We start from the raw sequence: 16,485 nt of genomic DNA, 5'->3' as shown, positions 1-16,485 counted from the left end.
TATTTGTTCGATATTCGAACATATCGGACTTGAAGTCAAGCGTGAGGAAGCGCCGATGAACAAGATCGTTTTGCCGCCGGAACGAGCAAATCCGGTCAACTGGCCGGAGGGGCTCACCCGCGTTCCGTATTGGGTGTTCCAGTATCAATCGGTCTACGCTGAGGAGCAGCGCAAGATCTTCCAGGGGCCGAATTGGCACTATCTCGCGCTGGAAGTTGAACTGGCGGAGCCGGGCGATTTCCTCACGACGCAAATCGGCGATACGCCCGTGATCGTTACCCGCGACACCGACAATGAAATCTACGCGTTCGAAAACCGGTGCGCCCATCGCGGCGCGTTGATCTGTCTCGAAAACCGCGGCAAGCATCGCAAGGATTTCAGCTGCGTGTATCACGCCTGGAATTACGACCCGCAGGGCAACCTGACGGGCGTCGCCTTCAAGGACGGCATCAAGGGCAAAGGGGGCATGCCCGACTCGTTCAAGATGGAGCAGCACGGACCGCGCAAGCTGCGCATCGCGATCATTCACGGCCTGATATTCGGCTCATTCTCCGAGGACGTGCCATCGATCAAGGAATATCTCGGCGAGGAGATCATGAACCGCATCGAGCGGGTGCTCGGCGGCCGCACCCCGGTGGTGCTCGGGCGATTCACTCAAGCGCTTCCGAACAACTGGAAGCTCTACATGGAAAACGTCAAGGACTCCTACCACGCCAGTATCCTGCATCTCTTCTTCACGACCTTCGAATTGAACCGGCTGTCGATGAAGGGCGGTATAATTGTCGATGAGAGTGGCGGACACCACGTCAGCTATTCGGCAATCGATCGTGAGGCGGATAAGGACGTTGACTACGCCAAGCAGCAATTGCGGTCCGAGAGCGAGTACAAGCTCGCGGATCCGACCTTGCTGGAAAGTTTCGACGAGTATCACGATGGCTGCACGCTGCAGATCTTGTCGGTGTTCCCGACATTCGTGCTGCAGCAGATCCAGAACGCGATCGCGGTGCGTCAGATCGTGCCGCGCGCGATCGACAGGACCGATCTGAACTGGACTTATCTCGGCTTTGCCGACGACACGCCCGAGCAGCGACTGACGCGCATCAAGCAGGGCAATCTGGTTGGCCCGGCCGGTTACATCTCGATGGAAGACGGCTGTGTCGGCGGCTTCGTGCAGCGCGGCATTGCCGGTGCAAGCGAGGATCAGGCGGTACTCGAGATGGGGGGCGCCGACGCCAATAGCGGCGAGAGCCGGGTGACTGAGGCGTCGGTGCGCGGCTTCTGGAAGGCGTATCGCGCCAACATGGGAATCTGAGGACTGCGCCATGAGTGGTAACTCTCTGCAATACATCACCAAAGCGCAGGCCGATTATGCACGGTGCATCGACGATGATCGTCTTGAGGATTGGCCGAGCCTGTTTCACGGTCCGTGCCTGTACAAAATAACCACCGCGTCAAACTATCGCGACGGGCTCGAGGCCGGCATCGTGTTCGCCAACTCACGCGGCATGCTGACCGATCGCGTCTCCGCTCTGCGCGTAGCCAATATCTACGAGCGGCAGAGCTATCGCCACATCCTCGGTCTGCCGTCGATCCTGTCGGAAGACGGTGCAATGGTGAGGAGCGAGACGCCATTCATGGTGGCGCGCATCCTGCAGGATGGTGACACGTCGATCTATGCCACCGGCCGCTATTTCGACGTCTATGAGATCGTGAGTGGTACAGCGCGACTGCACGAGCGCACGGTGGTGTGTGACAGTTCGCGGATCGACACATTGCTGGCGCTGCCCTTATGACTCCGACAGCTGTCGCACTGACAATCGGTGATCCTAATGGCATCGGCCCCGAAATCGCGGTCAAGGCCGCGATGCTGTGCGCAAAGGTGCAGCCCGACGCGCGTCCGATTCTGGTCGGCGATGAGCACGTAATCCGCTTCTACACGGACAAATTCGCGGCCGGCTGGCCGCTGACACGGGACTGGTCATCCCCTGACAAGCCAACCCTGCGTTATCATCCCGTTGCGGCTTTGGAGCCCAAAGCCTTCCGGCCAGGGCAGGGGTGCGCAGAGGGTGGCCGTGCCACCGTCGCCTATGTCGAGGCGGCGCTCGACCTCATGGCGCGAGGGCGCGCTCACAGTATCGTGGCGTGTCCGCATTCCGAGACCAACGTCAACTCGGCCGGCATCAAGTTTTCCGGTTATCCGAGCTTGCTGGCGCGGTTGAAGAAGGTGCCAGAGGATGAGGTGTTTCTCATGCTGGTCGGCGCAGGGTTGCGCATCGTCCACGTGACGCTGCACGAGCGGCTTGCCGGTGCGCTTGAGCGGATCACGCCTATCTTGATCGAGCGCGCCGTTCGCACAACGATCGATGCATTGAAACGTCAGGGCATTGCCCAACCACGACTTGGCGTGTTTGGCATAAATCCCCACGCAGGCGAAGGCGGTCTATTCGGCGATGATGATGATCGTATCGTCAAGCCGCTGGTCGAGCGGCTGAAGGCGGAAGGCATCGATATCGAGGGGCCGGTGGGCGCCGACTTGATGCTCGGTCGGCAAGGCTTCGATGCGTTCGTGGCGATGTATCACGACCAGGGACACATTCCGATCAAGCTGATGGCGGGCCGGAATTCGGCTGCAATGTCGATCGGTGCCGGTCTGATGTTTTCAAGCGTCGGACATGGCAGCGCCTTCGACATTGCGGGCAAAGGCGTGGCCGATCCGACGCCCGTCCTGCGATGCATCCAGCTCGTCGCAGGCGCCAATCAATTCAAGGAAACAGTATGACGCACACGATCGCGGTCGAAGACGCCGACATCAGCTTTCCCTGCAATGACGGCGAAACGATTCTCGTCGCGGCCGAACGGGCAGGCTACACCATGCCCTATTCATGCAGGAAGGGCGTTTGCGCGTCCTGTGAAGGCTTTCTAAGCAAGGGCAACGTCAAACAGCGATCAAAAGACATCGAGGGTCCCTCCGGCAAGGTGTTGTTCTGCACGGCGACCGTCAAGAGCGATCTAACTATTCGGCCACGACGAATCCAGCGCCACGATCCGTTGGCGCGGAAGAAAATTCAGGCGAGGGTCTTTCGCATGTCGCGCCCGGCGGATGACGTGGCCATCCTGCAATTGCGCTTTCCGGCCAGTATTCGCGCCAAATTCAAGGCGGGGCAGTATCTCCGCATCCGCACGCCGGATGGTGACGAGCGCAGCTTCTCGATGGCCAACCCTCCGCAGCAGAGCGACGGCGCGCAGTTGCACATTCGGCACGTGCCCGGCGGCGAGTTCTCCGAAAAAGTGCTTGCCTCGTTGCGGCTCGACGACAAGCTCGAGGTCGAGGTGCCGTTCGGCGAGTTTTATCTGCGGGCGGATGAGCAGGCGCGTTACGTGTTCATCGCGACCGGTACCGGCTTCGCGCCTTTGAAATCGATCATCGATGACATGATCCGTCGCAGGCTCAACCGCGAGGTGCGCTTCTATTGGGGTGGACGGAGCGGGGCTGATCTTTATCTCGCGGACACGTGCGAGCAGTGGGCCAAACGATATCCGTGGTTCACCTTCGTTCCGGTGCTATCTCAACCTGACGCCAACTGGACCGGACGTCGCGGCCTGCTGCATGCTGCGGTGCTTGAGGATCTTGCGGATCTGTCGGACAGGCATGTCTATGCCTGCGGCAATCCCATGATGATCGACGCCGCGCGTAGCGAATTCGAGACGAGTGGCGGACTGCCGAGGGATCACTTCTACGCGGACGCGTTCATCCCCAGCGGCTCGTCCGACACGACGCCAGCGCGGCTCCTGCAAACGGTCGACTGACGATTGTCCGCACGTCAGTCAGGCCTGCGGCGCGACATGATCGCCTCAGCCCAGCCGACCAAGAACAAAAAACTTATCGGACCAAAGCATTTGGCCAGCAGAGGTGAGGAAATGAGTAGTACCGAGGTTGCTTTCGACGTTCCAACATTCATCAACTCGCGTCGCACTGGCATCACGCAATATGTGGTCGTCGCCTTGTGCGGTCTTGTCATGTTCCTCGATGGCTTCGATACGCAAGCCATCAGCTACATGGCGCCGTCGATCGCAAAAGAGTTCGGGCTCACGAAGCAGCTTCTCGGGCCGATCTTTTCGTCGGCGTTGGCCGGCTTGATGGTCGGTTATCTGCTTGTCTCACCGTTGTCGGATCGCTTCGGTCATCGCAAGCTTGTTGTCATTTCGACGTTTGCATTCGCGCTGCCGACGTTCGCCACGATCTTCGCGACGAATGTCGCCGAATTGATAGTGTTGCGTTTCGTCACCGGCATCGCGCTTGGGTCCGTGATCCCTAGCGCTATTGCGTTGACGACGGAGTTCAGTCCCGCTCGCTTGCGCGCGACGTTCGTGTTGGCAATCTATGGCGGCTTCTCGCTCGGCTTCGTCGCTGCGGGCGCGGTCGCAGCCTGGTCTATCCCTGAATATGGCTGGCGATCGATGCTGTGGATCGGCGCGGCTGCGCCCACGGTCGTCGCAATCCTGACGCTTATGTTCTTACCCGAGTCGATGGACTTCCTGATCCGCACGAATGCGAAGCCGGATGCCGTCTGGCGTGTGGTGCGTCGAGTGGATCGAGCGTTGCCGGTGCAGGGGCCGGCGCAGTTCGTCACTGACGTGGCTGAGCGGCGCAGCGCGGTTGGAAGTCTATTTTCGTCCGGTCGCGGCGTCGGAACACTGGTGATATGGGCCGTGTTCATGCTCAATCTCGCAGAATTCTACGCGCTGCAAAGCTGGCTGCCGTCAATGCTGACGAATGTCGGCCATTCTCTCAATACAGTCGCGCTCGCCACCACAATGACCACCGTCGGTGGCATCGTCGCCGCATTCGCGATTGGACCGGCGATGGATCGTATCGGACCCTACGGGTCCCTTGCCGCGGTTTATCTGGCCGGCGTTCTGTTTGTTGTCTTGTTCGGCTATTCGATCGACAAGCAGAGCTGGATGATGGTGGCGGCGGCATTTTGCGCTGGCTTTTGCATCAGCGGCGGACAGAAGAGCGTGATCGCGTTGGCGGCGATTTACTATCCGACCTCGATCAGGTCCACCGGCGTGGGCTGGGCTCTCGGGATAGGCAGACTAGGCGGCATCGGTGGGCCGCTGTTGATTGGGGCCTTGCTCGCGTATCACCTCAGCGCGCAGCACATTCTCTATGTCGCCAGTGTCCCGATGCTGATCGCCGGATTGCTCATTCTCATGCTCGGACATGGGTACGGACGGGATAGAATGAAAGATCAGGGTTGAGCGAGTCGGTGCTTCGCCAAACGACGGTTCCGAACTCCATTGCTTCGTTAGTTTGTCCGCTATTCGTCGGCAGATCGCGCTTCGGTCGGTCCTGACGGGAGGGCCCCCTCCCGTTGGGAGGTATCGCCAACGCGTGAGCTCGACGGAACGTGGGGCTTGCCGACAACGTGTCGAAATTGTCGGGAAACCCCCGCAATCTTACCGAGAGGCGAGATTCTTTGCCGCGATGAAGCGCGGAGCGATGAACAGCAATTGGCTCGTTCATCCTCTCAATTTGGCTAACCGCGGGCTGAGCGCGAGCCGCCCACGAACGAAACCAGCACGTATCTGGTGCGGTTTCTGGTGCGGCCGCCGCGCTAGGAGCAATGAGAATCCAGCAAGCTATTGATCTCATTGGTGGGCCCGGCAGGACTCGAACCTGCAACCAGACCGTTATGAGCGGCCGGCTCTAACCATTGAGCTACAGGCCCCGCCGCCTTGCGGGCCGCGGGGCGCGGCCGGCAACGGTGCGGGCTCCGTTTACAGGCTGACTGCGGTTTCGGCAATGCCGCCCCCGCGTCCCTGCCATCGCCGCCGGGCCAGCCACGTCTCGCGGCTGGCATCGCTGGAACAGTGGCCGGCAGCCATCTTGCCTGGCCCTCCGTTTCCCTGGCGACCGGCGCCTCAATCCACCGAGACGCCGGCAAACTCGACGACTTTGCGCCATTTCTCGGTCTCGTCGGCCACCAGCTTGCCGAATTCGGCCGGGGCCATCGGCTTCGGGATGCCGCCGACCTCGGCGAGGCGCGCCACGAGCTTGGGATCCTTCAGCGCTTCGCCCACCGCCTTGTTGAGTGCGTCGACGATCTCCGGTGGGGTGCCCTTCGGCGCCGAGATGCCGTAGAAGCCGACCGCCTCGAATCCCGGCACGGTCTCGGCGATCGCCGGCACGTCGGGCACACCCGCCCAGCGCTTCGGCGAGGTGACGCCGAGCGCGCGGACGTTGCCGCCGCGGGCCTGCTCCAGCGCCGACGGCAGATTGTCGAAGATCAGCTGCACCTTGTTGGAGATGATGTCGGGGAAGGCGATCGCGGATCCCCGATACGGCACATGCAGCATGTCGCACTTGGTCATCGCCTTGAACAGCTCGGCCGACATGTGCACCGAGGTGCCGTTGCCCGACGAGGCATAGGAGATCTTGCCCGGATTGGCCTTGCAGTAGTCGATGAACTCCTGGACGGTCTTCACTGGCATCGCGTTCGAGACCACCAGCATGTTGGTGAGCTGCATGATGCTCGCGACCGGGGTGGTGTCGCGCAGGAAGTCGAACGGCAGCTTCTTGTAGAGCGAGGTCGAGATCGCGTTGTTGGGCGCGACGAACAGCAGCGTATAGCCGTCAGCCGGCGAGTTGATCGCGGCCGCGGCGGCGATGTTGCCGCCCGATCCGGTGCGGTTCTCGACGATGAATTGCTGGCCGAAATGATCCGACAGCCACTGGCTCATGATGCGGGCGACGATGTCGACCGGACCGCCGGCGGCAAACCCGATCACCCACCGCACCGGGCGGTTCGGATAGTCGGATGCGGATGAGGGGGCAATCGAGGCGAGGCAGCAAATCAAACCAAGCAAAGCGACACGCGCGAACCGGATCATCGTCTCTCCCGTCATTTTCTTGTGACTGTTGCCGGCATGGTTTCACAAAACGCTGGCTTTGCCTACGACGTCGCCCGTGCGACGATAGTCGGGCTCGTGTGGAATGCTTGAGGCTCGGGATGAAATTCGCTGTTATGATGTGCGCCGGCGCGCTGCTGCTCGCGGGCGCGGCGGCGGCGCAAGAGGGGAGCAAGACCATTTCCAAGACCACGATCAGTTTCGCCACGGCGACGCCGGGTGGCGGCTTTCCGCTCTATGGCAATGCCTTCGCCGAGGTGATGAATACGGCAGACCCGACGCTGTCGGTCGAGCCGCGCAACACCAAGGGCTCCAATGAGAACATCCCGCTGCTCGAGGCCGGCAACGTCGATATCGCGACCGTGGCGGGCGAGCCGTCCTATGAAGCCTTCATGGGCATCGGCCGGCCGAAGGCCACGAAGCTGAAGATTCTCACCGCGATGTATTCGAGCCCGGGCATGTTCGTGGTGCGTGCCGACAGTCCCTACAAGACGATCCAGGACCTGGTCGGCCAGCCCGTCGCGTTCGGCGCCAAGGGCTCCGGCCTGCCGATCCTGTCGCGCTACATCCTCGACGGCATCGGGCTGAAGCAGGACGAGGACTTCAAGTCGATCTATCTCGATCGCGCCGGCGACGGGCCCGCGATGGTCGAGGACGGCCGCGCCGCCGCATTGTGGGGCGCCGGCATCGGCTGGCCCGGCTTCACCAAGATGGCCGAGAGCGCCACCGGCGCCCGCTTCATCGCGCCGACCACGGACGAGATCGCCCGCATCCGCGCCAAGCACACTTTCCTCAAGCCGCTGACGATCCCCGCCGGCGTCTATCCGAAGCAGACCGCGGCAATCTCTTCGGTCGGCTCCTGGAGCTACATCCTGGTGCGCGAGACCTTGCCCGACGATGTTGCCTATCGGCTGGCCAAGACGCTGCACGGTATCGAGGCGACCTTCTGCAACAAGCTCGCCCAGGCGTGCGAGACCACGGCGGCGAACACGCTCGCCGCCGCGCCTGATATCAACCTGATCCACCCCGGCGTGCTCAGATATTTCCGCGAGATTGGGGTGGCGAAATGATGAGGGCGAATAGCCAGTAGCGAATGGCGAATGGAAATTCTGATCTATCGCCATCGCCACTCTCTATCCGCCATTCGTCTATCCTATTTCTTCGCCATCGCGCAGGCCGGGTCCGGCGGGCCGAACGCGTCCTCGCCCGAGATCTTGGCCAGGATCTTGTAATAGTCCCACGGATATTTCGACTCGGCCGGGGTCTTGACCTGCACGAGCCAGAGGTCGTGCACCATCAGATTGTCCTCGCGCAGCTTGCCGTTGCGGGCGAAGAAATCCTCGACCGGCTTCTCGCGCATCTTGGCCGCAACCTTGAGCGGATCGTCGGTGCCGGCATCCTTGATCGCGTTCAGATAGGCGGTCACGGAGGAGTAGACGCCGGCCTGCCACATCGTCGGCATCCGGTTCATCTTGGCGAAATAGCGCTTCGACCACTCGCGGGTCTTGTCGTCCATGTCCCAATAGAACGAGGTGGTCAACAACAGGCCCTGCGCGGCCGACAGCCCGATCGAGTGGATGTCGGTGATCAGCGCCAGCAGCGCCGCCATCTGCTGCCCGCCGGCGAAGACGCCGAACTCGGCGGCGGTCTTGATCTCGTTGGTGTTGTTGGGCGGTCCGCCGGCAATGCCGATGATCTTGGCCTTCGAGGCCTGCGCCTGCAGGATGAAGGACGACAGATCGGGCGTCGCAAACGGCGGCCGCACCGCGCCGAGCACCTTGCCGCCGTTCTTGGTCACGATCGCGGAGGCGTCCTTCTCCAGCGAGTGGCCGAACGCATAATCGTCGGTGATGAAGAACCAGCTGTCGCCGCCGCGCTTCACCACTTCCTGCGCGGTGCCGACCGCGAGCGCCCTGGTGTCGAACACCCACTGTATCGCGTAGGGCGAGCAGAATTTTCCGTGGAAATCGGTCGCGCCGGTCGAGTGCGTGATGAACAGCTTCTTCTTCTCGTTGGCGATGTTCTGCACCGCGAGCCCGACCGCCGACACCGGCACGTCGACGATGAGGTCGACCTGATCGACGTCATACCAGCGTCGCGCGATGGTCGCGCCGATATCAGGCTTGAGCTGGTGATCGCCGACGATCACCGAGATTGGCTTGCCGAGCACCTTGCCGCCGAAATCGTCGACGGCCATCTGCGCGGCGGTGACCGAGCCCTGGCCGGTCGGCGTCGAGGCGGGGCCGTTCATGTCGGTCAGCACGCCGATCTTGACGATGTCGTCGGATACCTGCGCCGATACGGTCGGGGAAGCCAGCAGCGCGGCTGCGAGCGTCCCGAACATGGCTAGTCTGGTGGCCTTCATTCTGTCTCCCTCCTGAATTGGCGCATTGGCCATTATTGGTTGTGCCGGGCCTTCGGGGACCCGGTCATATTGGTTTCTTTTGCAACTATATTGGGGAGCGCGTCAACGCGCCATCGGTCTAATGACGCAGCCCCGGTCGGGCGAGAGGCAGTTTCCTTCGGGGCCGATTCAGTCCATAGCGGGCCATGGTCACCGCCCAGCGCCTTCCGCCTTCGCTCACCCCGCTCGATGCGGCACTGGCTGCCGTGCTGCGCGACGTCGGGTCGGTCCAGCCGATCGCGTTGCCGCCGGCCGACGCCTTGCGCTGCATTGCAGCCGAGATGCCGGCCTTGCGCGCCTACCCGCCGCACGATATCGCGGTCAGCGACGGGTGGGCGATGCGCGCCAATGACCTGGTCGGCGCGTCTTCCTATGCGCCGTTGCCGCTGGCCGAACCTCCGGTCTGGGTGGCGGCAGGCGCCGCGATGCCTGATGGCACCGACTGCGTGGTCGATGCCGATGCCGTCGATACCTCCGGTCCGCTTGCGCAGGTGCTCGCCGAAGCAATCCCGGGGCAGGGCGTCAGGCGTGCCGGCAGCGACATCGCCGTCGGGCGCACCGTGATCGCAGCAGGGGAGCCGCTGCTGCCGCGCGGCCTGCTGCTCGCGCGCGCGGCCGGACTGCAGATGTTGCGCGCGCGACGGCCGCGGCTTCGCATCGTCAACATCGCCAATGGTGAGCTGACCGCACAACTGATCGCTGATACCGCGCGCCTCGCGGGCGCTGAGGTCGTCGGCATCGAGGCGGCGCCCGATGCGGCGACGATTGCAAACGCACTCGATACCGACGGCTGCGATCTGATCATCACGATCGGCGGCACCGGCGTTGGTCACACCGATGCTGCGGTGAATGCGCTGGCATCGCGCGGCACGCTGATCGCGCACGGCATTGCCCTGCAACCGGGGCGCACCACGGCGGTCGGCCGTATCCACACAACGCCGGTCGTCGCCTTGCCGGGCGCGCCGGATCAGGCTTTCGCGGCCTGGTGGGCGATTGCGCTTCCGGTGCTCGACCGCCTGTCGGGCCGGCGCGCGCGCAAAACGCTGGCGCTGCCGCTGGAACGCAAGATCGCCTCCGGCGTCGGCATTGCCGAGGTCGTACTGCTGACACGCGAGCAAGGTACCGAGCAGGATTCCTGGGCGGCGCTTTCGACCGGCGACCTGTCGCTCGATGCCATCGCGCGCGCCGAAGCCCTGCTGATCGTGCCCGGCGCTGCCGAGGGCTTCGCTGCGGGCACGGTGGTCGATGCCTATATGTTGCGGGAGTGAGTTCCCGAGATGAGCAAGATGCCCGCATCGAACGAGAGTAATCAGCAACGTCATTCCGGGGCGCGCGATAGCGCGAACACGGAATCTCGAGATTCCGGGTCTGGTGCTGGCGCACCATCCCGGAATGACACCTCCCGCTTCGAGCAGGACCAGTTCCTGACCATCCTGTCGCGCGAGGAGGCGCTCGCGCGCTTCGAGGCGGCGCTGTTCCCGCGCCAATTGCCGTCCGAGAAACGGCGGCTCGCCGATGCGCTCGGCCGTGCGCTGGCGGAGGACGTGGTGGCGCCGATCGACGTGCCGCCATTCGATCGCTCCAATGTCGACGGCTTTGCGGTGCGCTCGGCCGATCTGGCGCGCGCCGGCGAGGCTGCGCCGGTGCAACTCGCGCTGAACGGCGAGACGATTTCGTGCGGCACCGCGCCCACCCTGCCGGTGCTTCCGGGCACCGCGACCGCGATTGCGACCGGCGGTCCGGTGCCGCGCGGCGCTGATGCCATCGTGATGGTCGAGCACACCCAGCCCGCCAGCAATGGCACCATCGAGGTCCGGCGTGCGGCGTCGCCCGGCCAGTTCGTGTCCTATGCCGGCTCCGACATCGCGCGCGGCGAGGCCCTGCTGCGCGCCGGAACGATGATCGGGTCGCGCGAGATCGGCATGCTCGCGGCCTGCGGCATCGCCGACGTTCAGGTGGTGCGCCGTCCGCGGGTCGCAATCCTCTCGACCGGCGACGAACTGGTGCAGCCGGGCGAGAAGCTGCGGCCGGCCGCGATCTACGACACCAATGGTGCGATCGTCACCGCGGCGATTGCCGAGAACGGCGGCGACGCGTCGTTCCTGGGTGCGATCGCCGACAACGAGGCCATGCTCGAAGCCGCGATGCGCGAGGCGCTGGCGGACAGCGACATGCTGGTGCTGTCGGGCGGCACCTCCAAGGGGGCAGGCGATGTCTCGCACCGGATCATCGCCCGGCTCGGCAAGCCCGGTATCATCGCGCATGGCGTGGCGCTGAAGCCCGGCAAGCCGCTGTGCCTTGCGGTGTGCGACGGCAAGCCGGTGGTCATTCTGCCGGGCTTTCCGACCTCGGCGATGTTCACCTTCCACGACATGATCGTGCCGGTGCTGCGGCGGATGGCCGGGCTGCCGCCGCGATCGGATGCCAAGTTGACGGCGAAGGTGCCGGTGCGCATCGCCTCCGAGCTCGGGCGTACCGAGTTCGTGATGGTGTCGCTGGTCGAGGGCGCCGACGGCCTGATCGCCTATCCCGGCGGCAAGGGTTCCGGCGCGATCACGTCGTTCGCGCAGGCCGACGGCTTCCTGAAGATCGAGGCGCTGGCCGACCAGTTGCCGGCCGGCAGCGAGGCCGAGGTGACGCTGTTCACGCCGCATGTGCGGGTGCCCGATCTCGTCATCGTCGGCAGCCATTGCACCGGGCTCGATCTCGTCACGGCGCCGCTGGCGCATGCCGGGCTCGTGGTGCGTTCGATCGCGGTCGGCAGTCTCGGCGGACTCGCTGCCGCCAAGCGCGGCGAATGCGATCTCGCCCCGATCCACCTGTTCGACGACAAGACCGAGACCTACAACACGCCGTATCTGACCGGCGGGCTCGAACTGGTGCCGGGCTGGCGGCGCATGCAGGGTATCGTGTTCCGCAAGGACGACACGCGCTTTGCCGGCTTGAGCGCAGAGCAGGCGGTGCGCGCCGCGCTTGCCGATCCCGCCTGCATCATGGTCAACCGCAACCAGGGCGCCGGCACCCGCATCCTGATCGATCGCTTGCTCGCGGGCAGCCGGCCCGACGGTTACTGGAATCAGCCGCGCTCGCACAATGCGGTTGCGGCCGCAGTGGCGCAGCACCGCGCCGACTGGGGCATGACCATCGCGCCGGTCGCCGATGCGTCGGGACTCGGCTTCATACCGCATGCTGAAGAGCATTATGACTTCGCATTGGTGACGGCGCGCAAGCAGCGGCCGGCAGTGCGGGCTTTTCTTGACGCGCTGGCATCGAATGAGGGGCGGGCTGCGTTGACGAAGGCGGGATTCAGGCCGGCGTAGCGTGAGTGTTGGCGTGTGCATGGCACGCGCGGGTGCCGCAGCAATCATCGCTGTCGTCCCGGCGAAGGCCGGGACCCATACGCCGCGGCCGATGTTGGGAACGAAATTCGTCGTTCCAGCGTCGCGCAACAGGCAGCATTTGTGGTTATGGGTCCCGGCCTTCGCCGGGACGACACTGAATATGTGGCGCGGCCGGCGGGTTATGCATCCGCATTCTCGCGACATGATCTGCCCGAGCTTTGCATCTCATTCCGCCCTCTTCGAACAGAGGGCGCAGGGAAAGCCGGGTGCCGATCGCACCCATGGGCCCCGTGCAAGAGGTAGAAAGCACGGGGGTAGGACCACAGGTGTAACCGGAGCAACCCGGCTTTCCCTGCGCGATGGTTTACGGCTTACTTCGTGCTCTCCCCGGCGAGACTGGGCTTGTTTGTCACCGCCTTCGCAACGACGCTTGCGCATCGCGCGAAAAGACACCTGCCGCTAGGGCGTCAGGACCACACGACTTCACCGTCCGCTTCATGCGCACTCGTCAGTTGCGCAATCGGCGTCCACCGCATCTCACCGCAACACCCGTGACGATGCGCAGCGCCCCTCGATCGGGTGAGACGTACATATTGAACATCTGAGTTGGGTCGAATGCCAAGCGGAATATTTTCTTATCGCGGGATTGACAGGTTTTGCTGAGTTGCCCGTCGGGCTGTCTTGCCGCACCAAACTAACCATCGACGTCATTCCGGGGCGACGCCACCGGAATGACGGGGGACTTCATCACTCGCTTAGCTTGCGGTCCAGGAAGTCGACATAGGAATTGTCCGGGTCCAGTTTGACGGCCAGGCGAAGCGCGGCTCGGGCGGCGGACTTGTCGCCGTCGGCCGTAGCCTTGTGCTCGTCCAGGATCGCATTGGCCACCGTGCGCGCGGTGTCGAGACGGGCCTCGTCGATGGAACGGTCGGCAAGATGGGTTTCCACCGGCTCGCGGAGGCGCTTCAGTTCGTCCACGCTGACCGAACCCAGCGGATACCAGTTGTAATATTCGAGACGCGGCCGATCATCCGTGAGGCTCGGCACGTCCCCGGCAAAGGCCGCGAGTTTTTCATCAGCGGCGATGAACGTCGCCAGGAAATCCTCGGGCGAGCCGAGGCCGTTTGCCGTCAGGTCTTCAGCCACCGCGGGCTTCGACATGCGCATGGCGAGCTCGCGCGGATCGATGTTCAACGGTTCATCGGAGGCGATCGCCACGCCTTCCATTCTGGACGGCAGCCACAGCGAGACATGCTTGAACTGGCCCATCATGGCCTTGAGTATCATCTTCGGAAGAATGCCGCGGTTGAAATCCAGCGGCACCCACTGCGCGAGAACGCCGCCGGGACGCATCTTCTGCTTTGCCAGCGCATAGAATTCCTCCGTGTAGAGGTTGATGACGCCGGCATCATGGGGCGGTGGCGGCTCGAGCGTGATGACGTCAAATGTCTCCTTGGTCCCCAGCAGGAAGTGGCGCCCGTCCGCGACGATCTGATGGACTTTGGGATTTTGATAGAACTGCTTGTTGATCGGCACGAAGTGGGGCGCAAATTCGAACACCGTCGATGCCAGATCGACCGCGTCGATCGATTGCAATTCCTCGTGGGTGCTCACCGCTCCCACCGTGGTTCCGGTCCCGATGCAAATGACGACAGCCGCTTCAACCGGGCCCTGGTGCAGCAGAATGGGATAGTGCCCCATCGCGGCCATGTAGCGTCTGCCCTCGGGACGGTTGTTGGCATAGCTCTTCGAATTCACCACCAACTGCTGATAGGTGCCCGCCGCCTTCTCGCGATACTCGACCACCGCAAACGTCGCTTGCCGGGTTTCCCGCAACTCGAGCACATTGGCGCCTTCGATCGCGGTCAGGACCCGCTCCAGATAGTGCGGGGTGAAGAGCAGCAGCGCTACGGCGATGACGCTCGCGGCGATCGTCCCTTGCCGCCACAGGCTCCGTTCTCTCAGAAGATCCGGCTGCGACATGGTCGTCGCGACGAACAGCAGGACGTTCACGGCAATCAGCGCGGTGAGCGCGCCCTGGCTACCCAGATACGGGATCAGCAGAAACCCCGCCGCCAGCGAGCCCACGACGCCGCCAATCGTGTTCAGGGCGTAGAGCGTGCCGATCCTGCGGCCGAGCGCGCTCATCTGCATCACGGTCAATTCGCTGGCCAGCGGAAAGCTGATGCCGATCAGCGTGGTCGGCAGCAACAGGGCAACAGCGCAGACCAGGAAGAATGAAACGTCACCTCCCAACAGCTCCTGCACCGGGACTGGAAGCAGGCCCGATACGACGGGAGACAGCGCTACTCCCATGGTCCGAGCCTTGCCGAGTATTCCGACGGTCAGCGTGGCCGCAACCGCGATCAGCAGCTGCGTCACGGCGAAGTATCGCAGCAATTGATCCTTGCGGGGGGCGAGCAGCCTGGCGCAGATCAGGGCGCCGATCACGAGCCCCAGCAAGTAAACGCCGAGCATGCCCGAGAAGGCGTAGACACTCGAGGTGCTGACATTGGTCAGGAATCGGAACCAGACGACCTCATAGGCGATCGATACAAAACCGGAGCACGCGAAAATCCAGATCAGGATCGACGTCCTGTCACTCGCGGTCGTGGCGGTTTGCACCGGTGCCTGTGCCGCGACCGGCAAGAGCGGGCTTGCGCCGCGCGCAACTAACAGGGCAACGACGCCGACGCAGACATACAACGCTGCCGCAACCAGGCTCGATCCCGCGATGCCCCAAAGGCCCATCAGCACAAAGCCGACCGCCAGGGTGCCGATGGCGGCGCCCAGGGTGTTGAACCCGTAGAGCAGACCGATGCGATTGGCGAGATCGGTTTGTGTGCGGGTCAGGAATTTCACCAGGAAGGGCAGGGTCGCGCCCATCAACATCGTTGGCAGCGACAGGATGGCGAGCGACACGGCGACCATGAGAGGCAGCCGGAAGGAAGACTCCAGGTCCAGCATCGGTGACAGCCAGCCCACCCATGTCGGCCAATGCGACAGGAACGCGGTGACCGCGAGAGAAACGAGGGCGAGGGCGAGTTCGAGCAACCCGTAGATTTTCAGGGGGTGGCTGACGACGTCGGCGATCCGGCCTCCCAGGGCGCTGCCCAGCGAGAGGCCGAAAAAGAAGCTTGCCACCGTGACGCTGACGGAGACGGTCGCGCTTCCCAGCACGAATTGTAGTTGCTTGAACCAGAGGACCTGCAGGATCAGCGATGCCGCGCCCGATGCCAAAAAGATCGCCGTGATCAAAATCCGGTTTTTCAGGCTTACGGCATCTCGAACGCCACCACGATTGCGCACTGGACCGGTCTCCCGTTGAACGGGAGAACAGGTAAGGCAAATGCTCTTAATTATTGCCTTATGGCGGAGCGGCGCTGGGAGGCAGCCGGATCGCGTTGAGATTGCTCGGAAAAATGCCGTTTGGCGGATGCTTGCCGGGCCGAACGATCGCGCTGTGAGAGGGCCTTTTGCGTTGCCGATCCAGCTCAGTGCCGCATGGCCGTCTCCACGAACTCCAGCACGGAGCGCGGGACCTCTTCGTATTCGACGAAACGGCGCCGAAGCTCGTCGGCAATGTCGGTCGTGACGTCGCGCGACCATCCTTCGTTGGTATTGAAGGCCACGATGCGGACCGGGCGGCTGTACTGGTCATCCAGGAGACGCCGGATCAGCGTTTTCCGGTCAGTGCCTTCTTCGTCGGTTTCGCTCCAGGCACGGCCCAGTCGGCCAAAATCGTTCAGCACCAGATAGGTGTCGTGATCGATTGAATGCGGCACAATCGAAGGCGAGCGAGGCATACATAGTCCTCCATGGTGCACA

General features: G+C 63.3%; 12 protein-coding genes and 1 tRNA gene. 8 read left to right on the top strand and 5 right to left on the bottom strand.

Annotated features, from left to right (window positions below; genetic code table 11):
* Positions 1 to 55: 55 nt before the first annotated feature.
* Genes ACVWY5_RS27385 through ACVWY5_RS27365 form a run of 5 tightly spaced genes read left to right on the top strand, consistent with a single transcriptional unit; the run spans position 56 to position 5,262 of the window.
* Positions 56 to 1,312: an aromatic ring-hydroxylating dioxygenase subunit alpha gene (locus ACVWY5_RS27385; protein ID WP_028332726.1), complete on the top strand. Its 1,257-nt coding sequence runs from the start codon at positions 56 to 58 to the stop codon at positions 1,310 to 1,312.
* Between the two features lie 10 nt (positions 1,313 to 1,322).
* Positions 1,323 to 1,793 carry an aromatic-ring-hydroxylating dioxygenase subunit beta gene (locus ACVWY5_RS27380; protein ID WP_028332725.1) on the top strand — a complete coding sequence of 157 codons (471 nt, stop codon included), beginning with the start codon at positions 1,323 to 1,325 and terminating at the stop codon, positions 1,791 to 1,793.
* On the top strand, positions 1,790 to 2,779 hold the full coding sequence (locus ACVWY5_RS27375; RefSeq protein ID WP_028332724.1) for a PdxA family dehydrogenase: 990 nt from the start codon (positions 1,790 to 1,792) through the stop codon (positions 2,777 to 2,779). The genes ACVWY5_RS27380 and ACVWY5_RS27375 overlap by 4 nt, the downstream gene beginning before the upstream one ends.
* Entirely contained in the window at positions 2,776 to 3,807 is a 1,032-nt protein-coding gene (locus ACVWY5_RS27370; RefSeq protein ID WP_028332723.1) for a 2Fe-2S iron-sulfur cluster-binding protein, read from the top strand. Before ACVWY5_RS27375 ends, ACVWY5_RS27370 begins: the two co-directional genes overlap by 4 nt.
* A gap of 3 nt (positions 3,808 to 3,810) precedes the next feature.
* A complete protein-coding gene (locus tag ACVWY5_RS27365) occupies positions 3,811 to 5,262 on the top strand; it encodes an MFS transporter (RefSeq protein WP_321176603.1) in 1,452 nt (483 codons plus the stop codon).
* 394 nt (positions 5,263 to 5,656) lie between these two features.
* Here the strand turns inward: ACVWY5_RS27365 and ACVWY5_RS27360 are convergent.
* Positions 5,657 to 5,732 (bottom strand) — tRNA-Ile (locus ACVWY5_RS27360).
* Positions 5,733 to 5,925: 193 nt separating this feature from the next.
* Positions 5,926 to 6,894, bottom strand: coding sequence for a Bug family tripartite tricarboxylate transporter substrate binding protein (locus ACVWY5_RS27355; RefSeq protein ID WP_038377251.1), 969 nt, complete (start codon positions 6,892 to 6,894; stop codon positions 5,926 to 5,928).
* Positions 6,895 to 7,013: 119 nt separating this feature from the next.
* Here ACVWY5_RS27355 and ACVWY5_RS27350 point away from each other — a divergent pair, with 119 nt between their 5' ends.
* Positions 7,014 to 7,982, top strand: a complete 969-nt coding sequence (locus ACVWY5_RS27350; RefSeq protein WP_028332720.1) for a TAXI family TRAP transporter solute-binding subunit — start codon at positions 7,014 to 7,016, stop codon at positions 7,980 to 7,982.
* Between the two features lie 83 nt (positions 7,983 to 8,065).
* On the opposite strand, the gene ACVWY5_RS27345 is transcribed toward ACVWY5_RS27350, so the two are convergent.
* Positions 8,066 to 9,277, bottom strand: coding sequence for an ABC transporter substrate-binding protein (locus ACVWY5_RS27345; protein ID WP_028332719.1), 1,212 nt, complete (start codon positions 9,275 to 9,277; stop codon positions 8,066 to 8,068).
* A 185-nt stretch (positions 9,278 to 9,462) separates the two neighbouring features.
* On the opposite strand from ACVWY5_RS27345, the gene ACVWY5_RS27340 reads away from it, so the two are divergent.
* Positions 9,463 to 10,584, top strand: a complete 1,122-nt coding sequence (locus ACVWY5_RS27340) for a molybdopterin-binding protein (RefSeq protein WP_028332718.1) — start codon at positions 9,463 to 9,465, stop codon at positions 10,582 to 10,584.
* A gap of 9 nt (positions 10,585 to 10,593) precedes the next feature.
* Positions 10,594 to 12,636, top strand: a complete 2,043-nt coding sequence (locus ACVWY5_RS27335; protein WP_321176604.1) for a molybdopterin biosynthesis protein — start codon at positions 10,594 to 10,596, stop codon at positions 12,634 to 12,636.
* A 768-nt stretch (positions 12,637 to 13,404) separates the two neighbouring features.
* Here ACVWY5_RS27335 and ACVWY5_RS27330 read toward each other — a convergent pair.
* Together ACVWY5_RS27330 and ACVWY5_RS27325 are read right to left on the bottom strand one after the other, a co-directional pair.
* Positions 13,405 to 15,966 (bottom strand): fused MFS/spermidine synthase, encoded by a 2,562-nt coding sequence (locus ACVWY5_RS27330; RefSeq protein WP_321176605.1) that lies wholly within the window; start codon positions 15,964 to 15,966, stop codon positions 13,405 to 13,407.
* A 185-nt stretch (positions 15,967 to 16,151) separates the two neighbouring features.
* Positions 16,152 to 16,463: a hypothetical protein gene (locus ACVWY5_RS27325; protein ID WP_016847487.1), complete on the bottom strand. Its 312-nt coding sequence runs from the start codon at positions 16,461 to 16,463 to the stop codon at positions 16,152 to 16,154.
* Between the last annotated feature and the right edge of the window lie 22 nt (positions 16,464 to 16,485).

Source organism: Bradyrhizobium sp. USDA 3256 (assembly GCF_054058275.1).
The sequence above is the reverse complement of the archived record's forward strand: the minus strand, read 5'-3'. Positions and strand labels throughout refer to the sequence as shown.